This window comes from Actinoplanes awajinensis subsp. mycoplanecinus, assembly GCF_001509495.1.
Taxonomy (GTDB): Bacteria; Actinomycetota; Actinomycetes; order Mycobacteriales; family Micromonosporaceae; genus Actinoplanes; species Actinoplanes palleronii.
The window spans coordinates 62,716-79,633 of sequence record NZ_LLZH01000282.1 but is presented as its reverse complement, the minus strand read 5'-3'; the positions used below and the strand labels follow the sequence as shown (position 1 = coordinate 79,633).

The following is a 16,918-nucleotide window of genomic DNA, read 5'->3' as shown; positions in this document are numbered from 1 at the left end:
CCTCTTACGTCCCTGCGGCCGACGATCACCACGGATCTCGAACACGAACAACTCCTGATCAGATCAGGTGTTGCAACGTTCCCTTGAACTCAAGCAGCCGCGGTCCGGTGGCCCGGCTGGCTTCTGGGGGTGTCTCCGGGTCCGGGAGGCACCCCGGAAAACCAGCCGGGGCGCGGGATGTCGGATAGGTGATGGAGGTGGGTGGGGGCTCGGTGACATCGTGCGGCGGTGGGGGAGATGACTGCCGGGGGCGGGCTGCTGGAACGGGCCGGGCACCTCGAGGCGCTGCACCGGGCACATGCGACGGTCCGGGACGGGCACGGCGGTGTCCTGGTGCTGCTCGGTGGTGAGGCCGGCGGCGGGAAGACCGCGCTGGTCCGGCGGTTCCGGGCGGAGTGCCGGTCGAGCCGGCCGGTGCTCTGGGGCGGCTGCGATCCGCTCTTCACGCCGCGGCCGCTGGGGCCGTTCCTGGAGATCGCGCAGGACGACCACGGGACGATCGGGCAGCTGATCGACCGCGGGGCCAAGCCGTACGACCTGGCCACCGGCATCATCCGGGACGCGCGGGAGAACCCCGGCCTGGTGTGCGTGCTGGAGGACCTGCACTGGGCCGACGAGGCCACCCTGGACGTGCTCAGCCTGCTCGGCCGGCGCATCGGCACCGTCCCGGCGCTGCTGATCGCGACGTACCGCAGTGACGAGGTGGGCCGCGGGCATCCGCTGAGCCGGCTGCTCGGCGAGCTGCAGGGCGAGGCGATCCACCGGATGGGTGTCGAGCCGCTGTCGGCGGAGGCGGTCGGCGCGCTGGCCGCCTCGCACGGGCGCGACGGCGCGGCGCTGCACCGGGCCACCTGCGGCAACCCGTTCTTCGTGACCGAGGTGCTGGCCCGCGACGACGGTGACGTGCCGCTGACCGTGCGCGACGCGGTGCTGGCCCGGGCCGCCCGGCTCAGCCCGGAGGCCGCGGTGGTGCTGGACGCCGTCTCGGTCACCCCGCCGTACGCGGAACTGCGCCTCCTGGACGTGACCGGCGGCCTGGACGAAGCGCTGCGCTCCGGCATGCTGGAGAGCGTGCCCGGCGGGGTGGCGTTCCGGCACGAGCTGGCCCGGATCACCGTCGAGGAGTCGCTCGCCCCGCATCGGCGCAGGGAGTTGCACCGCGGTGTGCTGCGCGCGCTGCTGGCCGAGCCGGAGAAGGCCGACCCGAGCCGGCTCGTGCACCACGCCGAGGCGGCCGGGGACACCGCGGTCGTGCTGGCCTGGGCGCCACGCGCCGCCGAGCAGGCGGCCGCCTCGGGTGCGCACCGGGAGGCCGCCGCGCAGTACGCCCGGGCGCTGCGGTTCGCCACCGGGCTGGACCCGGCGGCCCGGGCCGACCTGCTGGAACGCCGCTCCTACGAGTGTTACCTGACCGAGCAGACCCAGGAGTCGATCGAGGCGTTGCAGGCCGCGATCCGGGAACGCCGGCAGGTCGGTGACCGGATCGGTGAGGGCACCGCGCTGTCGCACCTGTCCCGGCGGCTGTGGTGCGGCGGGTACACCGAGGGGACGATCGAGGCCGGGCGCGAGGCGCTGCGGCTGCTCGACACGCCCGGGGCCGGTGCGGAACTGGCGGTGGCGTACACGAACCAGTCGGCGGTGGCGCTCAACATCGAGGAGTACGCCGACACCATGGCGATGGGCACCCGGGCGGTGCGGCTGGGTGAGCGGCACGACCTGCCCGAGGTGGTGGTGCACAGCCTGAACAACATGGGCACCATGCAGCTGCTGGCCGGCGAGCCGGAGGGCATCGGCAAGCTGGAGCGCAGTCTGGCGCTGGCCGAGCGGGAGGGCCTGGAGGAGCACGTGGGGCGGGCGTACATCCACGCCGGTTGGGCGATGACGCGCGTCCGTTCGTACCATTTGTCGTCCTGGTTGGACCGCGGCGTGATCGCCTGCGCCGACCTGGGACTGGAGGCGTGGAAGCATTACGTGCTCGCCTACCGGGCCCGCTATCACCTGGATCTGGGCCGGTGGGAGCAAGCCGTCGCGGACGCCGAGGAGGTGCTGCGCGATGCCAAGCCGGTGCCGTTGCTGCGGACCCTGGCGCTCAGCGTGCTCGGGCTGGTCCGGGCCCGGCGCGGCGACGGCGACCCGTGGCCGGCCCTGGACGAGGCGCTCGCGCTCACCGTCGGGCGCGTCGAGCTGCAGTACCTGGCGCCGGTGGTGACGGCCCGGGCCGAGGCGGCCTGGCTGGCCGGTGCGCCGGTGGCCGGGGAGATCGCCGCGACCTGGGAGCTGGCGTCCCGGCGCGGGGCGGTCTGGGTGCTCGGCGAACTCGCCTGGCTGCGCCGGCTGGCCGGGGATCCGTCCTTGCCGGAAACAGGGATAAAGCTGCTCGAGCCTTACGCATGCCAGCTCGCCGGCGACGTGACCGGGGCCGCGGAACGCTGGCACAAGCGCGACTGCGGCTATGACGCGGCCCTGGCCCTGGCCGGCGGCCCGGACGAGGCGAGCCTGCGGGCCGCGCTCGACGGGTTCCAGCGGCTCGGCGCCCGCCCGGCCGCCGCGATCGTCACCCGCCGGCTGCGGTCCCGGGGTGTCCGGGACATCCCGCGCGGCCCGCAGCGCTGGACCCGGGGCAACCCGGCCGAGCTGACCCGCCGCGAGGTCGAGGTGCTGGGCCTGGTGCAGCAGGGCCTGTCGAATGTGGAGATCGCCGAGCGGCTGTTCCTGTCGACCAAGACGGTCCATCACCACGTCTCGGCGATCCTGCGCAAGCTCGGCGTGGCCCGGCGGGGTCAGGCCGCGGCCGAGGCTGCCCGGCGCGGCCTGACCTCCTAGCTCAGCAGGGCGCGGACCCCGCGGGCCAGCGCGGCCTGCGCGGCCTCCACCGGCAGGTCCATGGCCTCACGCCAGGTCGACCAGGCCGGCCACAGGCTGATCGCGGTCAGCGCGTTCAGCAGGTCCTCGTCGGTGCCGATCTCCGGCCCGAACGTGCTGGTCAGCTCGTCGCGGACCCGGGAGACGTGCATCCGCCGGTAGCTCTGCAACGCGCTGGAGAACGGCTCCTTCAGCGCGGACGCCCGCGCCGCCGGTCCGATCTCCTCGAGCAGCCGGACCCGCTGCCGGCAGAACGCGTCGATCCGGTCGGGCAGCGGCAGGTCCGCCGGGATCGGCCGGTACGACGCGTCGCGCTGCTCCAGCACCCGCTGACCGCTCGCCGCCATCAGCGCCTCCATGTCGGCGAAGTGGCTCCACAGTGCCCGGAGCGAGACCCCGGCCAGCTTGGCGATCCGGTCGGCGGTCGGGCGCAGGTCACCCTCGGCGATCAGCCGGAGGTGGGCGTCGACGATCGCGGTGCGGGTCCGTTCGGACCGGGCGGTGCGACCGTCGACGCGCGGTGGTTGGGTCACGAACGGCTCCGGTACCGGTTCAGCTCGCGCCGGGCGAGCGACCGCTTGTGCACCTCGTCCGGGCCGTCGGCGAGCCGCAGCGTCCGGGCTCCGGCCCACAGCGCGGCGAGCGGCGTGTCCTGGCTGACCCCGGCCGCGCCGTGCGTCTGGATCGCCTTGTCCAGGATCCACTCCACGGTCGCCGGCACCACGATCTTGATGGACTGGATCTCGGTGTGCGCGCCCTTGTTGCCGACCGTGTCCATCAGCCAGGCGGCCTTGAGCACCAGCAGCCGGGCCTGCTCGATCCGGACCCGGGACTCGGCGATCCAGTCCTGGATCACACCCTGCTCGGCGAGCGGCTTGCCGAACGGGGTGCGGGCCAGCGCGCGGACGCACATCAGCTCCAGTGCGCGTTCGGCCATCCCGATCAGCCGCATGCAGTGGTGGATCCGGCCGGGCCCGAGCCGGGCCTGGGAGATCGCGAAACCGCCGCCCTCGACGCCGATCAGGTTCGCGGCCGGCACCCGGACGTTCTCGAAGACCAGCTCGGCGTGGCCGCCGTGGTCGCCGTCGGCGTAGCCGAACACGGTCATGCCGCGCTTGACGGTCAGGCCGGGGGTGTCCCGCGGGACCAGGATCTGGCTCTGCTGCACGTGCCGGGCCGCGTCCGGGTCGGTCTTGCCCATCACGATGAAGATCTTGCAGTGCGGGTTCATCGCGCCGGTGATGTAGAACTTGCGGCCGTTGATGACGTAGTCGTCGCCGTCCCGCTCGATCCGGGTGCCGATGTTGGTGGCGTCCGACGACGCGACCTGCGGCTCGGTCATCGCGAAAGCGGACCGGATCTCACCGGCCAGCAGCGGCGTAAGCCAGCGTTCCTGCTGCTCAGGCGTGCCGAACTCGGCGAGCACCTCCATGTTGCCGGTGTCCGGTGCGGCGCAGTTCAGCGCGGCCGGCGCGATCGACGGGCTGCGCCCGGTGATCTCGGCGAGCGGTGCGTACTGCAGGTTGGTCAGCCCGGCGCCGTGCTCACCGGGGAGGAACAGGTTCCAGAGGCCGGCGTCCTTGGCCTTCGACTGCAGTTCCTTGAGTACGGCCGGGGGCTCCCAGCCGTCACCTTCCGCGTGATAGCCGGCCTCGACCGGGTACACGTGCTCGTCCATGAACGCGAGCAGCCGCTTGCGGTAGTCCTCGGTCGTCGCGTCGAACTCGAAGTCCATCAGTGTCCTTCCAGCGCTCGGTGGCCCTGCTCGATGAGGTCGGGCACCATCGCGCCCACGGTGTCGAAGCCGGCGCCGACGGTCTGGCCCTTGGTGTAGCGGTAGTGCACGCCCTCCAGGATGACGGCGAGCTTGAACGCGGCGAACCCGACGTACCAGTGCAGGTCGCCGACGTCGCGCCCGCTGCGCTGCGCGTACCGGGTGGCCATCTCGTCGAGCGACGGGTGGCCGGGCAGGTCGATCGGCGCGAACGGCTTGCCGTCCTTGATCAGCAGTGGGCGACCGGCGTAGACCAGCATCAGGGCGAGGTCGCTGAGCGGGTCACCGAGCGTCGACATCTCCCAGTCGAGGACCGCGTTCACTTCGAGATCAGGACCGATGAGTACGTTGTCGAGCCGGAAGTCGCCGTGCACGACGGCGCCGGGTCCACCGGCCGGGATGTCGGCGGCCAGCCGGGCGTGCAGCTCCTCGATGCCGGTGAGGTCCCGGCTGCGCGACGCGTCGAGCTGCTGCTTCCAGCGGCGCACCTGCCGGGCGTTGAAGCCCTCCGCCTTGCCGAAGTCGCCGAGCCCGATCTCCGCCGGGACGAGTGCATGCAGGTCGGCGAGGGTGTCGACCAGGGTGAGGGTCAGGGACCCGATGTCGATCTTTTCGAGATGAGCGACGTCCCGGTAGATCGTCCCGTCGACGTGCTCCATCAGGTAGAACGGCGCCCCGATCACCTCGGTGTCGGTGCACAGCCGGACCGGCGCGGGCACCGGGAACCCGGCTGCGGACAGCGCCGCGAGGACCTTGTGCTCGCGGACCATGTCGTGGGCGGTCGGCAGGACGTGGCCGAGCGGCGGGCGGCGCAGCACCCAGCGGTTCGTCCCGTCGGTCACCGCGTACGTCAGGTTCGACCGGCCGCCGGCGAACATCGTCGCGGTCAGCGGCGGACTGTCCAGATAGGCCTGGAGCTTGTCCAGGTCGAGGCCCTTCATGACGCGGTGCCCTCGAAGCCGCGCTGCATCTTGTTCATGCCACCCAGCCAACGGTCCGGGTCGGTGGCGCGCAAGCGGTAGTACTCGGCGACCTCCGGGTGCGGGAGGATCAGGAACCCGGTGCCGTCCAGTCCCGCGGCGACCACGTCGGCGACCTCGGACGGTTCCAGCGCGCCCTCGGCGAGCAGGGCCGCGCTGCCGCTGCCCCGGGCGTTGCCGCCGGTCAGCATGTCGGTGCGGACACCCTGCGGGCAGAGCGCCTGGACGATCAGGCCGCGGTGGGCGTAGGTGGCGCGCAGCCACTCGGCGTAGGCCAGCGCGGCGTGTTTGGTGACCGCGTACGACGCGCTGCCCAGCAGGGTCAGCAGCCCGGCCGCGCTCACCGTGATCAGCAGCCGCTTCGGCGTCCCGGCGTCCAGCCACGTCGGCAGCAGCGCCCGGGTGACGTAGACGTGCGACAGCACGTTCACCGCGTAGTCGCGTTCCCACAGCTGGTCGGGGGTGTTCTCGTCGCCGGCGCTGAGCACACCGGCGTTCGAGCAGAACAGGTCGATCCCGCCGAGTTTTTTTGCGGCGGCCTCGACGAGGTGCTGCACATCGGATTCCGACGCCACGTCGCCGGGGATGGCCGTTCCGCCGATTGTCTCAGCGATTTTTACAGCCGCGTCCGGGTTGATGTCGCTGACCACGACCTGATCGCCGTCGGCGGCGAACCGCCGGGCGAGCGCCGCGCCGATCCCGCCGCCGGCGCCGGTCACCACGACCCGCCTCATTCGACCACCCCGGTCAGGGTGACGCCGCCGTCGATCACGATGGTCTGCCCGGTGATCCAGGCGGCGTCCGGCGAGCAGAGGAACGCGACGGTGCCGGCCACGTCCTCCGGGACGCCGAGGCGCTTCAGCGGGTACGTCGCGGACACCTGCTCCTCGCGGCCCTCGAAGAGCGCGGACGCGAAGCGGGTCTTGACCACGGCCGGTGCGACCGCGTTGACCCGGATCTTCGGGGCCAGCTCGACGGCCAGCTCCTCGGTGAGGTGGATCAGCGCGGCCTTGGTGGTGCCGTAGAACGCGATGCCGGGCGCCGGGCGGACCCCGGAGACCGAGGAGATGTTGACGATCGAGCCGCCGGTGTCGGCCAGCCCGCCGCGCAGCGCCTCCTGCACCCAGCCGAGCGTGCCGATCAGGTTGACCTCGGCCATCTTGCGCGCGGCGTTCAGGTCGAGGGTCGCCAGCGGCCCGTACGCCGGGTTGATCCCGATGTTGTTGACCAGCGTGGTGATCGGCCCGAACCGGTCCCGGACCGCGTCGATCACCGCGGCCCGGTGTGCCGCGTCGTCGCCCTTGCCGGCCAGCCCGACGGCCACGTCCGGGCCGCCGAGCTCCTTCACCGCGGCCGCGAGGGCGTCCGCGTCCCGCCCGGTGATCGCGACTTTCGCGCCCTGGGCGACAAAGCGTTGCGCGATGGCGAACCCGATGCCCCGGCTTGCCCCGGTCACGACCGCTACCTGATCCGCCATCACACAACCTCCAAGATTTATTGCACTCTGAGTGCGGATATTACGCCGTGGGGATGCCGTTCTGCGGCGGTGTCACGGCCTGACCGGTGTACGGCTGCACTGCCCCGTCACCGTCGTCGGTCGTGTAGGCCTGGCCGATGAACACCGCCTTGCCGCCCTCGACCTTGGTGAGCTGCTGCCCGCCGTACCCGGAATGATCCTTGTCGGAGAAGCGCAGCGGCACCAGACCCGGACCCTGGAAGCCGTTCTTCTGCACCGCCGCGATGATCCCGTCGCGGGTCAGGTCCTTGCCCGCGGCCTGCAGCGACTGCACGAACAGGTATCCCACCGACATCCCGTAGACGATGTTGTTGTCGAATTCGGCGCCCGCGTTGTACTGGTCGTTGACCTTCTTGAAGAGCTGGATCCACGGGCTGGAGTCGTCGGTGTTGAGCGGCAGGTAGTTCGCCGACACCACACCCTCCAGCAGCGGCGCGGCCTGTCCCAGCGCCTTGCCGACGGTGGCCGGGTCGGAGCCCACGTTGCTGACCACGAACTGCGGCTTGAAGCCGATCTTCGCGGCGGTGCCGATCGACAGCGCGGTGAAGCCCGGCACGGTGGCCAGCACGACGACCTCGCAGGCCGCGGCCTTGAGCGCGCCCATCTGCGGTCCGACGTTCGGGTTGCTGGTCACGTACGTCTGCTTGGCCGCCACCGCGCCGACGACCTTCTCGATGCCGGCCAGGCTGTCCTTCCCGAAGTCGTCGTCCTGGCCGAGGAAGCAGATCTTCTTGCCGGTGTAGGTGTCCTTGACGTGGGTGCCGAGGATCTTGCCTTCGACGGTGTAGTCCGGGTTGAAGCCGAACGTGCCCGGATACTTGTCCGGCTGGTTCCAGCTGCGGCTGCCGCTGGCCACGAAGAGGTCCGGCACCTTGTTGGTCTTGAGGAAGTCGAGCACGCCGGAGTGCGTCGGGGTGCCCAGGCCGTTCAGGATCGCGAAGACCTTGTCCTGCAGCACCAGCTCCCGCACCACCTGCTGGGTGGTCGCCGGGTTGTAACCGTCGTCCTTGACCTTGTAGGTGATCTTCCGGCCGTTGATCCCGCCGGCCGCGTTGACGAAGTCGAAGTAGGCCTTGGTGGCCGGCGCGATCTTGGAGTAGCCGGCCGCGGCCGGTCCGGTCAGCGGCATGTGCGTGCCGACGGTGATCTCGGTGTCGGTCACGCCGGGTACGTCGCTGGACGAGGATCCGCCGCCGGAGCTGTCACACGCTCCGGCCAGCAAGAGGACGGCGAGCAAGGACGCCGTGGTGCGTTTCATCATTTCCTCCTGAGAGTGAATCTGATGGATGCCAGGCCGCCGGGGGCGGCGAGCATGACGACGACGAGCACCACGCCGAAGATCACCAGGGCGAGGTTCCCCTCCAGGTGTTGCGAGCCGGAGCGTTCCCCGGCGGTCTGTGCCAGCGCCGGCAGCAGGACCAGCAGCAGCGCGCCGAGCAGCGCGCCGACCAGCCGGCCCAGGCCGCCGATCACGATCGCCATCACCAGGAACAGCGACAGGGTCAGCGGGAACGCGCCGGGCGAGACGCTCTGCGCCAGCACCGCGAACAGGGCGCCGGCCAGACCCGCGCAGGCCGCGCTGACCACGAACGCCAGCACCTGGGTCCGCGCCACGTGCACCCCGGCCAGGCGTGCCGCGGTCTCGTCGTCGCGCACCGCGCGGATGTCCCGCCCGAACCGGCCCCGGGTCAGCGTGGCCAGCAGGAACGCGGTGACCAGCGCGCCGGCCCAGCAGAGCCAGGCCTGCCAGCGTTCCATCGGGATCGTCCCGGGCGGCGGGTCCAGCGCGATCGACAGACCCATGTCGCTGTTGAACGTGGTGTCGAACGTGCTGGTCACCGACGGGACCACGACCGCCACCGCGAGCGTGAGCCCGGCCAGGTAGGGCCCGCGCAGCCGGGCCGCGGCCAGCCCGATCACCACGCCCGCCAGCGTCGTGACCACGATCGCGGCCAGCACGCTCAGCGGCATCGACAGCCACCGGTTCTGGGTCAGCGCGAACGTGTAGGCGCCGGTCGCCATCAGCGCGCCGTGCCCGAGCGACAGCTGGCCGTTCAGTCCGGTCAGGACGGTCAGCCCGGCGGTCACGGTGAAGTAGGCGCCGACCGTGGCCAGCTGATAGTTCCGGAACGGCGGCAACGCATAGGTCAAGATCAGGATCAGGGCCGCGCCGAGCAGAATTGCCACCGCCGGCGGGATCCGCCTCTTCCGACCGACCTTTTCCGGTACGACCGGAGCCACGCTCTTCTCCCGCAGGTCGGTCATGCCAGCCTCGCTTTCGAACTGGAGAAGAGACCACCCGGCCGGCCCAGCAGCACCGCGACGAGCAGGAACAGCACCGCCATCGGCGCGACAGTGGCGCCCAGGTAGCCGCTGACGTAGGAGAGCAGCAGGCCGACCACCAGGCCACCGGTGACCGCGCCGATCGGGCTGTCCAGCCCGCCCACCACGGCGGCGGTGAACGCGGACACGAACACCACGTCCATCGCGGTCGGGTGCAGCCCCAGCTCGGTCGGCACCACGAGCATCCCGGCCAGCGACCCGACCGCGGCGGCGAGCGCCCAGCCCAGCGTCAGCATCCCGCCGACCGGCACACCGAGCAGCCGGGACACGTCGGGGGCGAACGCGGCGGCCCGCATCCGCAGCCCCACCGCCGTACGGGTGAACAGCAGCGTGAGCGCGACGACCACCGCGCCCACCGCGGCGAAGACGAACACGTCGTACCGGCTGAGCAGCGCGATCCCGCCGACCTCGAAGGCGTCCCGCCGGAACGGGGTCTCGATCGGCCGGTACTCGTTGCCGAACAGGATGCCGAGCACCCCCTGCACGATCAGGACCAGGCCGAGCGCGACCACCACCCCGTTGAGCGGCGACGAGTGGTCGACGAACCGCATCACGGTCTTCTCCACCGCCACCCCGAGCAGCAGCCCGAACACGATCGCCGCGACGAACCCCAGCCAGTACGACCCGGTCGCGTCGGTGACCGAGTAGGCCACGTAGACGGCGGCCACCGCCATCGCGCCCTGTGCGAAGTTGACGATCCGGGCGGCCCGCCAGATCAGCACCAGGGCCAGCGCGAACGCGGCGTAGACCGCGCCCCGGCTCAGCCCGTCGAAAGTCAGGTAGACGAATCTGTCCATGGTTCCTCCGGTCAGAAGCCGAGGTAGGCGTGGCGCAGGTCGGCGTCGTCGCGCAGTTCCGCCGCGTTGTTGCGGGTGACCACCCGGCCCAGCGACAGCACCACGCCCTCGTCCGCGATGGACAGTGCGCTGCGCACGTTCTGCTCGACCAGCAGCACGGTCAGGCCGGTACGTTCCCGCAGGTCCCGCAGCAGCGCCATGATCTGGGCGGTGATCCGGGGCGCCAGACCCAGCGACGGCTCGTCGAGCAGCAGCAGCCGGGGCCGGCCGATCAGGGCCCGGCCCAGCGCGAGCATCTGCCGTTCACCGCCGGAGAGCTGGTGACCGGCGCTGGCACGCCGTTGTGCCAGCGCCGGAAAGAGGTCGTAGACCTCGTCCAGGGCGCGCGCCGCGTCGAGGCGGTCGCGCCGCCACAACCCGCCGAGCCGCAGGTTCTCGTCGACGGTCAGCTCGGTGACCACCCCGCGGCCCTCCGGCACGTGCGCGATCCCGCGCCGGACCAGGTGCTCCACCTTGACCCCGCGCAGGTCCTCGCCGTCGAAGACCACGCTGCCGCGCGCCGCCCGGAGCAGGCCGGACAGGGTGCGCAGCAGGGTGGTCTTGCCGGCGCCGTTCGCGCCGAGCACCGCGATGATCGCGCCGGACGGCACGCTGAGCCGGACGTCGTGCAGGACCGGCGCCGCGCCGTACCCGGCGGTCAGCCCGTCCACCTGGAGCAGCGCTCCCGCGCCGGTCATGCCGCCGCCCCCAGATACGCCTCGGTGACCTTGTCGTCGGCGCTGATCTCGGCCGGGGTGCCGAGCGCGATCGGTTTGCCGAAGTCGAGGACCAGGATCTCGTCGCAGACCGACATGACCAGGTCCATGTGGTGCTCGACGAGCAGGACGGTGGTGCCCGCCCCCTTGATCAGCTCGGCAAGCCAGCGGATCTCCTCGGGGTCCAGCCCGCCGGCCGGCTCGTCGAGCATCAGGATCCGTGGCCGGGAGGCGAGGGCCCGGGCCAGCTCGACCCGTTTCCGGATCGCGTAGGGCAGCGCACCCGGGAGCCGGTGGGCGTAGTCCGCGACACCGCACCTCTCCAGGGCCTCGAGAGCGTCCATCTCGGACTGCTTCTCCCGGCCCCTTTTCTCCCGGCCCTTTCTCTCCCGGCTCTTTTCTTCCCGGCCGGCCCGTTCGCCTGTCGAGCGGTGCCCGCGCGCACCGACCTGCACGTTCTCCAGCACGGTGAGCCCGCCGAACTGACCGACCCCCTGCAGCGTGCGGGCGATGCCGAGCCGGTTCAGCTGGTGCGGCCGGGGTCGCCAGGCCCGCCCGTCCAGGGTGATCTCCCCGGCCGCCGGGGTGACGAATCCGCAGATGACGTTGAAGAGCGTGGTCTTGCCGGCGCCGTTCGGTCCGATCACCCCGACGATCCGCCCGGAGGGCACCCGCAGGGAGACGTCGTCGAGCGCGGTCAGCCCGCCGAAGCGAACCGTCATATGGTCGAGAGCAAGCTCGTGAGCAGTGTTTTCCGTCGACATGGCCACCTCGTCCGGACAGCAAAAATCCACAGTGGAGAGTGATGGTCAACTATTTACACTAGGAGTGTAACTTTCTGATCGGGATCGTCAACTACTTGCAACATCCCCGTTACCTGCCGCGACCCGGAGCGTCGCGTACCCGGTGTGATCAGCAAAAACGCCGCCGTGCCCGGGTGTATCCCGGGTCACTCGGCGGCGTCTTGGGTCGTTCGGTCGTCGTCAGGCCACGCCTCGTGGCCGGAATTGCACACTCGCCCGGGGCCCGACGGCCCGCGCCGTCTTCGGCACCGCGTGCTCCCAGGTCCGCTGACAGGAGCCGCCCATCACGATCAGATCCCCGTGGCCCAGCGGGAACCGCAGCGTCTCGTGCCCGCCCGCGCGCGGCCGCAGCAGCAGGTTGCGCGGCGACCCGACCGACACGATCGCGACCATGGTGTCCTCGGTGGCCGACCGCCCGATGGTGTCACCGTGCCAGGCGACGCTGTCCCGCCCGTCCCGGTAGAGACACATCCCGGCGGTGGTGAACTCCTCGCCCAGCTCGTCGGCGTAATGCGCGTTCAGCGCCGCGCGGGCCTCGGTCAGCGAGGGGTGCGGCAGGGTCTCCTCCTCGCGGAACCACCGCAGCAGCCGGGGCACGTCGACCACGTCGTCATACATCTGCCGCCGCTCGGCCCGCCAGTCGATCTCGAGCAGTGCCGCGAACACCGCGTCGGACCCGTGCAGCCAGCCGGGCAGCACGTCGACCCAGGCCCCGGCGGTGAGCCGGTGCCGGGTCGCCCCGGACAGCGGCTCGAGGGTCGCCGAGGACATCAGGTCGAGCATCGAAGGCTGATAGGCGCTGCTCATGCCGCCATGTTAGTACTGACGTTCGACGGCTCTCCGGCGCCGGTGGGTGCGACCGGCCGGAGCACGGCGGCCGCCACGATCGCGGCCGCCACCCCGCCCACCACGCCGACCCACGAGGTGGTGGCGATCGCGTCGACGAACGCGTCCCGCGCGATCCGGGCCAGCGCCGGATCGCCGAGCCGCAGCGCGTCCCCGATCGAGTCCCGTGCCGTCGCCAGCGCGTCGCCGGGCATCGCCGCCCGGTACGCCGTGGTCAGCACACTGCCCAGCACCGCCACCGACAGCGCCGCCCCGATCTGCTGCACCGTGTCGTTCACCGCCGAGCCGACACCGGCCCGCTCCTTCGGCAGCGCCCCGAGCAGCGTCCCGACCGCGGCCGGTGTCGCGATGCCGCTGCCCGCCCCGATCACCACGAGCGCGGACGCCAGGGTCAGGTAGCCGTCGTCCGGCCCGAGCGAGGCCAGCACCCCGAACCCGCCGCCCATCAGCAGCAGCCCGAGCACCAGCGCCACCCGGGCGCCGAACCGCTTGTCCACCACCACGCCGACCCCGTTGAAGATCAGTCCACTGATGATCATCGGGACGAACGCGAAGCCGGCCCGCAGCGGCGGGTACCCGAGCACGAACTGCACGTACTGGGTGAGCGCGAGCATCACCCCGCCGGCCGAGAAGGAGAGCAGCACGAGCGAGAGGCTGGCCCCGGCGAAGTTCCGATCGCGGAACAGCGCGAGCGGCAGCATCGGCTCGTCGGTGTGCCGTTCCCAGAGCGCGAAGCCGGTCAGTGCGACGGCGGCGACCGCGATCCCGCCCAGTGTCCGGGCCGAGCCCCAGCCCGTGGCCGGCGCCGAGATGACCGCCCAGACCACGGCGGTCATTCCGATCGTCGAGGTCAGTGCGCCGACCAGGTCGGGTGGCCCGGCCGGGCCGCGCGACTCCGGGATGATCACCAGTGCGGCCAGCACGCCGAGCGCGGCGATCGGGATGTTCATCAGGAAGACCGAGCCCCACCAGAAGTGTTCCAGCAGCAGGCCGCCCAGGCTGGGCCCGCCGAGCGCACCGACCATCAGCACCGAGCCCCAGATCGCGATCGCCTTCTTGCGCTCCGCGTCGTCGAAGACCGTGGTGAGGATGGACAGGGTGCCGGGCATCAGGAATGCCGCGCCGACGCCCATCAGGCCACGGGTCGCGATCAGCTGACCGGCCGTCTGGCTCAGCGTGGCCAGCAGCGACGCGCCGCCGAACAGCACCAGGCCGATCACCAGCCCGCGACGCCGCCCGTGCCGGTCGGAGAGCGCGCCCGCGGTGAGCAGCAGCCCGGCGAAGACCAGGATGTAGGCGTCGATGATCCACTGGATCTCGGCGGTGCTCGCCCCGAGGTCGCGGATCAGGGCCGGGATCGCGATGTTCAGCACCATGTTGTCGACGACGACCACGAGCATGCTCAGGCACAGCACGCCGAGGATCAGCCAGCGTCGGGGGTCGCGCTCGGGCATCGACAGACCTTTCTCGTACGGTGTTCGAGGTCTAGTACAACGTACCAGTCAATCGAACGGTGTACGACGATCATTATGATGGGGAGATGCCCGACCTCCCGGACTCGGTGTGGACCCGCCCGCCGCGCACCACCCGCGGTGACCAGCCCGCGCTGAGCCGTGCGCAGATCGTCCGCGCCGCGATCGAGCTGCTCGACACCGAGGGCGCGGCCGGCCTGAGCATGCGTCGCCTCGGCACCAAGCTCGGCTCCGGCACGACGTCGGCGTACTGGTACGTCACCAACAAGGACGAACTTCTCGAGCTCGCCGTCGACGAGGTGCTCGGCGAGATCTACGTGCCCGAGCCCGGCGACACCGGCTGGCGGATCGGCGCGTCGATCCTGGCCAACGGCATGCGCGCGGCCCTGCTCCGGCACCCCTGGGTGATCGGCCAGCTCGGCGCCCGTCCCACCGTCGGACCCAACGCGATGCGGATGGGGGACCGGACCGTGGCGCTGTTCACCGCCGCGGGTTTCCAGGGACTGCAGATTTCGTACGCGGGGTCGCTCCTGCACTCCCACGCGATCGGCGCGGCGACCACCGAGGCGGCCATGACCGCCGCCGCCCGCCGGGCCGGCTCCACGCTCGCCGGCGTCGCCGAGTCGGTCCTGCCGGCGATCGAGCGAACGGCGAGCACCTACCCGCACGTCGAGCGCTGGCTTGCGGAGAACGGCGTCGGCGGCCCCGACCCCGACCGCCTGCTCGACGACGCCTTCACCTTCGGCCTGGACCGCCTCCTCGACGGGCTGTCCCACTGGCTGACCCAGCAGCCCAACCCGCCCCAGCAGCCCGATCCGCCCCAGCGACCCGACCTCGACCAGGGAGCCGCCTGAGATGCCCGTGCCGCTGATCGTCCGGGATGCCACCGCCGCCGACGCGGAGGCCTGCGCCGCCATCTACCGGCCGTATGTGCTGGACACCGCGGTCTCCTTCGAGACCGAGCCGCCCACCCCGGCGGAGATGGCCGCCCGGATCGCCGCCTCAGCCGCCACCCATGCGTGGCTGGTCGCCGAGGACGGATCCGGCGTGATCGGTTACGCGTATGCCGGCCCGTTCGCCACCCGCGCCGCCTACCGCTGGTCCTGCGAGGTCAGCGTCTATCTGGAGCAAGACCGCCGCCGCACCGGCGCCGGCCGCGCCCTCTACGACGTCCTGCTCCCCAGGCTGGTCACCCGCGGCTACCGGGTCGCCGTCGCCAAGACCACCCTCCCGAACGACGCCGCCCTGGGCCTGCACACCGCGTTCGGCTTCGAACCGGTAGGCATCCACCGCCGCATCGGCTGGAAACACGACACCTGGCACGACATCGCCATCACCCAGCGCTTCCTCACCCCCGACCCCACCCCGCCGGCCACCCTCCACTGACCACCCGACCCGAGCCCCCAGCTGGTGCTCACGGCCGCTGGCCAGCGCGAGACCCGGCTGGCGCTGACGGTCCTCTCAAGGCCCTTGAGGGGACCACCAGCACCAGCCGAAGCCCGTCAGCTCGAGTTGACGTGCCGGTGGCTCCTGGGTAGGGCGGTAAGAGTCCGCACTGCCAGATCGCGTGCGCCTGCCGCCCACCCGGGGGCGGTGAGCGCACGCACAACCCGACCGCGGACCGCCACCGCCCCCAACCCGACCCACCGCGGACCCCAGCCGCCCCTTCAGCATCGAGCGCGGACTTCCGCCGCCCTGCCAGCGCCAAGCGCGGACCCCTGCCGCCCTTTCAGCACTGAGCGCGGACCTCCGCAGCCCCATCGGCATCGACCACCCACCTGCACGCGAACACACCGGACACATTCCGAAGCCGCAGGGCCCATCGAGATCAAATAGGGGAGCGGCTCGGCTGGCGCTGAGGGTCGTCATCCGGGCCGGGAAGCGACCGTGAGCACCAGCCGGACGGCAACGCGACGGCGCCGTGCGGCCGGTCCGGTCAGTCGGTGCTGATGCGGGCGTGCTGGTGCATGTCGTGCCAGCCGTCCGCGTGGCGGGCCTCGCTGCGCTTGATCCCCTCGGCGAGGTATCCGGCCTGGACCGCGACCCGGCACGAAGCACCGTTCGCGGTCGAGTGGCTCAGCTCCAGCCGGTGCAGCCCCAGGACATCGAAGGCCCAGATGGTCAGCGCCCCCAGCGCCCGCGGCGCGAACCGCCGCCCGCGAAACCCCGGCAGCACCCAGTAGGAGATCGAAGCCAGCCCTTCCGCCAGATCAATCCGCCGCAACCCGACCTGCCCCACCACCCGACCGCCACCGGCCCGCTCACCGAGGGCCCCATCGTCACTGGCCTGCTCACCGAGCGCCTCACCGCCATCGGCCCGCTCACCGAGCGCCCCGCCGCAGTCCACGATGGCCCATCCGGCATCGGTCTCGTCATGCCAGCGCCGGGGCCAGCCGAGGATCCAGGCGGTGGCCTCGTCCTCGTTCATGGTGCGGCAGTGCCACCGCTGAATCGCCGGATCGGCGAACCCGGCGACCACCGCGTCCCGGTCACCCTCCTGCCACGGCCGCAGCAGCACACCCTCGCCCTTGATCTCCGGCTGCACCAGCCCGGACAAACTCCCAGCGGTCAGCGCAGGCGTGACAAGAGACGGCATCCCCCGACTCTAAAACGCCCGCGCCGCGCAACCGACGGCCCAGGCCGCCGCGCGCCGCCCGGCGCCCGGCTGGCCCCCAGCGGTGTCTCCGACGACCCGAGGCACCCCTGAGAGCCAGCCGGGGTCTGGGGGCGCGTGGCGGTCCGGTGGGGCGCGGTGTCGCGGCGGCCTCAC

16 protein-coding genes are annotated in these 16,918 nt (G+C 71.7%); 3 read left to right on the top strand and 13 right to left on the bottom strand.

Features of this window, described 5'->3' with window-relative positions:
- The first annotated feature begins 237 nt into the window (after window positions 1-237).
- Window positions 238-2,823: an ATP-binding protein gene (locus ADL15_RS29990; RefSeq protein ID WP_232344489.1), complete on the top strand. Its 2,586-nt coding sequence runs from the start codon at window positions 238-240 to the stop codon at window positions 2,821-2,823.
- On the opposite strand, the gene ADL15_RS29985 is transcribed toward ADL15_RS29990, so the two are convergent.
- From ADL15_RS29985 to ADL15_RS29930, 12 genes are all read right to left on the bottom strand, one after another.
- Entirely contained in the window at window positions 2,820-3,395 is a 576-nt protein-coding gene (locus tag ADL15_RS29985; protein WP_067698178.1) for a TetR/AcrR family transcriptional regulator, read from the bottom strand. The two genes, ADL15_RS29990 and ADL15_RS29985, sit on opposite strands and share 4 nt — an antisense overlap.
- The gene (locus tag ADL15_RS29980; RefSeq protein WP_067698176.1) at window positions 3,392-4,597 is read right to left on the bottom strand and encodes an acyl-CoA dehydrogenase family protein; all 1,206 of its coding nucleotides are present in this window, start codon (window positions 4,595-4,597) and stop codon (window positions 3,392-3,394) included. The genes ADL15_RS29985 and ADL15_RS29980 overlap by 4 nt, the downstream gene beginning before the upstream one ends.
- The gene (locus ADL15_RS29975; RefSeq protein WP_067698174.1) at window positions 4,597-5,577 is read right to left on the bottom strand and encodes a phosphotransferase family protein; all 981 of its coding nucleotides are present in this window, start codon (window positions 5,575-5,577) and stop codon (window positions 4,597-4,599) included. Before ADL15_RS29975 ends, ADL15_RS29980 begins: the two co-directional genes overlap by 1 nt.
- A complete protein-coding gene (locus ADL15_RS29970) occupies window positions 5,574-6,350 on the bottom strand; it encodes an SDR family oxidoreductase (RefSeq protein WP_067698172.1) in 777 nt (258 codons plus the stop codon). The genes ADL15_RS29975 and ADL15_RS29970 overlap by 4 nt, the downstream gene beginning before the upstream one ends.
- Entirely contained in the window at window positions 6,347-7,093 is a 747-nt protein-coding gene (locus ADL15_RS29965) for an SDR family oxidoreductase (RefSeq protein ID WP_067698170.1), read from the bottom strand. The genes ADL15_RS29970 and ADL15_RS29965 overlap by 4 nt, the downstream gene beginning before the upstream one ends.
- Window positions 7,094-7,133: 40 nt before the next feature.
- On the bottom strand, window positions 7,134-8,390 hold the full coding sequence (locus ADL15_RS29960) for an ABC transporter substrate-binding protein (RefSeq protein WP_067698168.1): 1,257 nt from the start codon (window positions 8,388-8,390) through the stop codon (window positions 7,134-7,136).
- The gene (locus tag ADL15_RS29955; protein WP_067698167.1) at window positions 8,390-9,397 is read right to left on the bottom strand and encodes a branched-chain amino acid ABC transporter permease; all 1,008 of its coding nucleotides are present in this window, start codon (window positions 9,395-9,397) and stop codon (window positions 8,390-8,392) included. Before ADL15_RS29955 ends, ADL15_RS29960 begins: the two co-directional genes overlap by 1 nt.
- Window positions 9,394-10,272, bottom strand: a complete 879-nt coding sequence (locus ADL15_RS29950; protein ID WP_067698165.1) for a branched-chain amino acid ABC transporter permease — start codon at window positions 10,270-10,272, stop codon at window positions 9,394-9,396. Before ADL15_RS29950 ends, ADL15_RS29955 begins: the two co-directional genes overlap by 4 nt.
- A gap of 11 nt (window positions 10,273-10,283) precedes the next feature.
- Window positions 10,284-11,009 (bottom strand): ABC transporter ATP-binding protein, encoded by a 726-nt coding sequence (locus ADL15_RS29945; protein WP_083971915.1) that lies wholly within the window; start codon window positions 11,007-11,009, stop codon window positions 10,284-10,286.
- The gene (locus tag ADL15_RS29940) at window positions 11,006-11,749 is read right to left on the bottom strand and encodes an ABC transporter ATP-binding protein (protein ID WP_232344477.1); all 744 of its coding nucleotides are present in this window, start codon (window positions 11,747-11,749) and stop codon (window positions 11,006-11,008) included. Before ADL15_RS29940 ends, ADL15_RS29945 begins: the two co-directional genes overlap by 4 nt.
- A gap of 261 nt (window positions 11,750-12,010) precedes the next feature.
- On the bottom strand, window positions 12,011-12,637 hold the full coding sequence (locus ADL15_RS29935; RefSeq protein ID WP_067698161.1) for an alpha-ketoglutarate-dependent dioxygenase AlkB: 627 nt from the start codon (window positions 12,635-12,637) through the stop codon (window positions 12,011-12,013).
- Window positions 12,634-14,130, bottom strand: coding sequence for an MFS transporter (locus ADL15_RS29930; protein WP_083971914.1), 1,497 nt, complete (start codon window positions 14,128-14,130; stop codon window positions 12,634-12,636). The genes ADL15_RS29935 and ADL15_RS29930 overlap by 4 nt, the downstream gene beginning before the upstream one ends.
- A gap of 86 nt (window positions 14,131-14,216) precedes the next feature.
- Between ADL15_RS29930 and ADL15_RS29925 the strand changes: the two genes are divergently transcribed.
- Window positions 14,217-15,002 (top strand): TetR/AcrR family transcriptional regulator, encoded by a 786-nt coding sequence (locus ADL15_RS29925; protein ID WP_067698158.1) that lies wholly within the window; start codon window positions 14,217-14,219, stop codon window positions 15,000-15,002.
- Window position 15,003: 1 nt separating this feature from the next.
- Complete coding sequence (locus ADL15_RS29920; RefSeq protein WP_067698156.1) at window positions 15,004-15,534, top strand: GNAT family N-acetyltransferase; 531 nt, start codon at window positions 15,004-15,006, stop codon at window positions 15,532-15,534.
- Window positions 15,535-16,084: 550 nt separating this feature from the next.
- Here the strand turns inward: ADL15_RS29920 and ADL15_RS29915 are convergent.
- Window positions 16,085-16,744, bottom strand: a complete 660-nt coding sequence (locus ADL15_RS29915; protein ID WP_067698154.1) for a GNAT family N-acetyltransferase — start codon at window positions 16,742-16,744, stop codon at window positions 16,085-16,087.
- Between the last annotated feature and the right edge of the window lie 174 nt (window positions 16,745-16,918).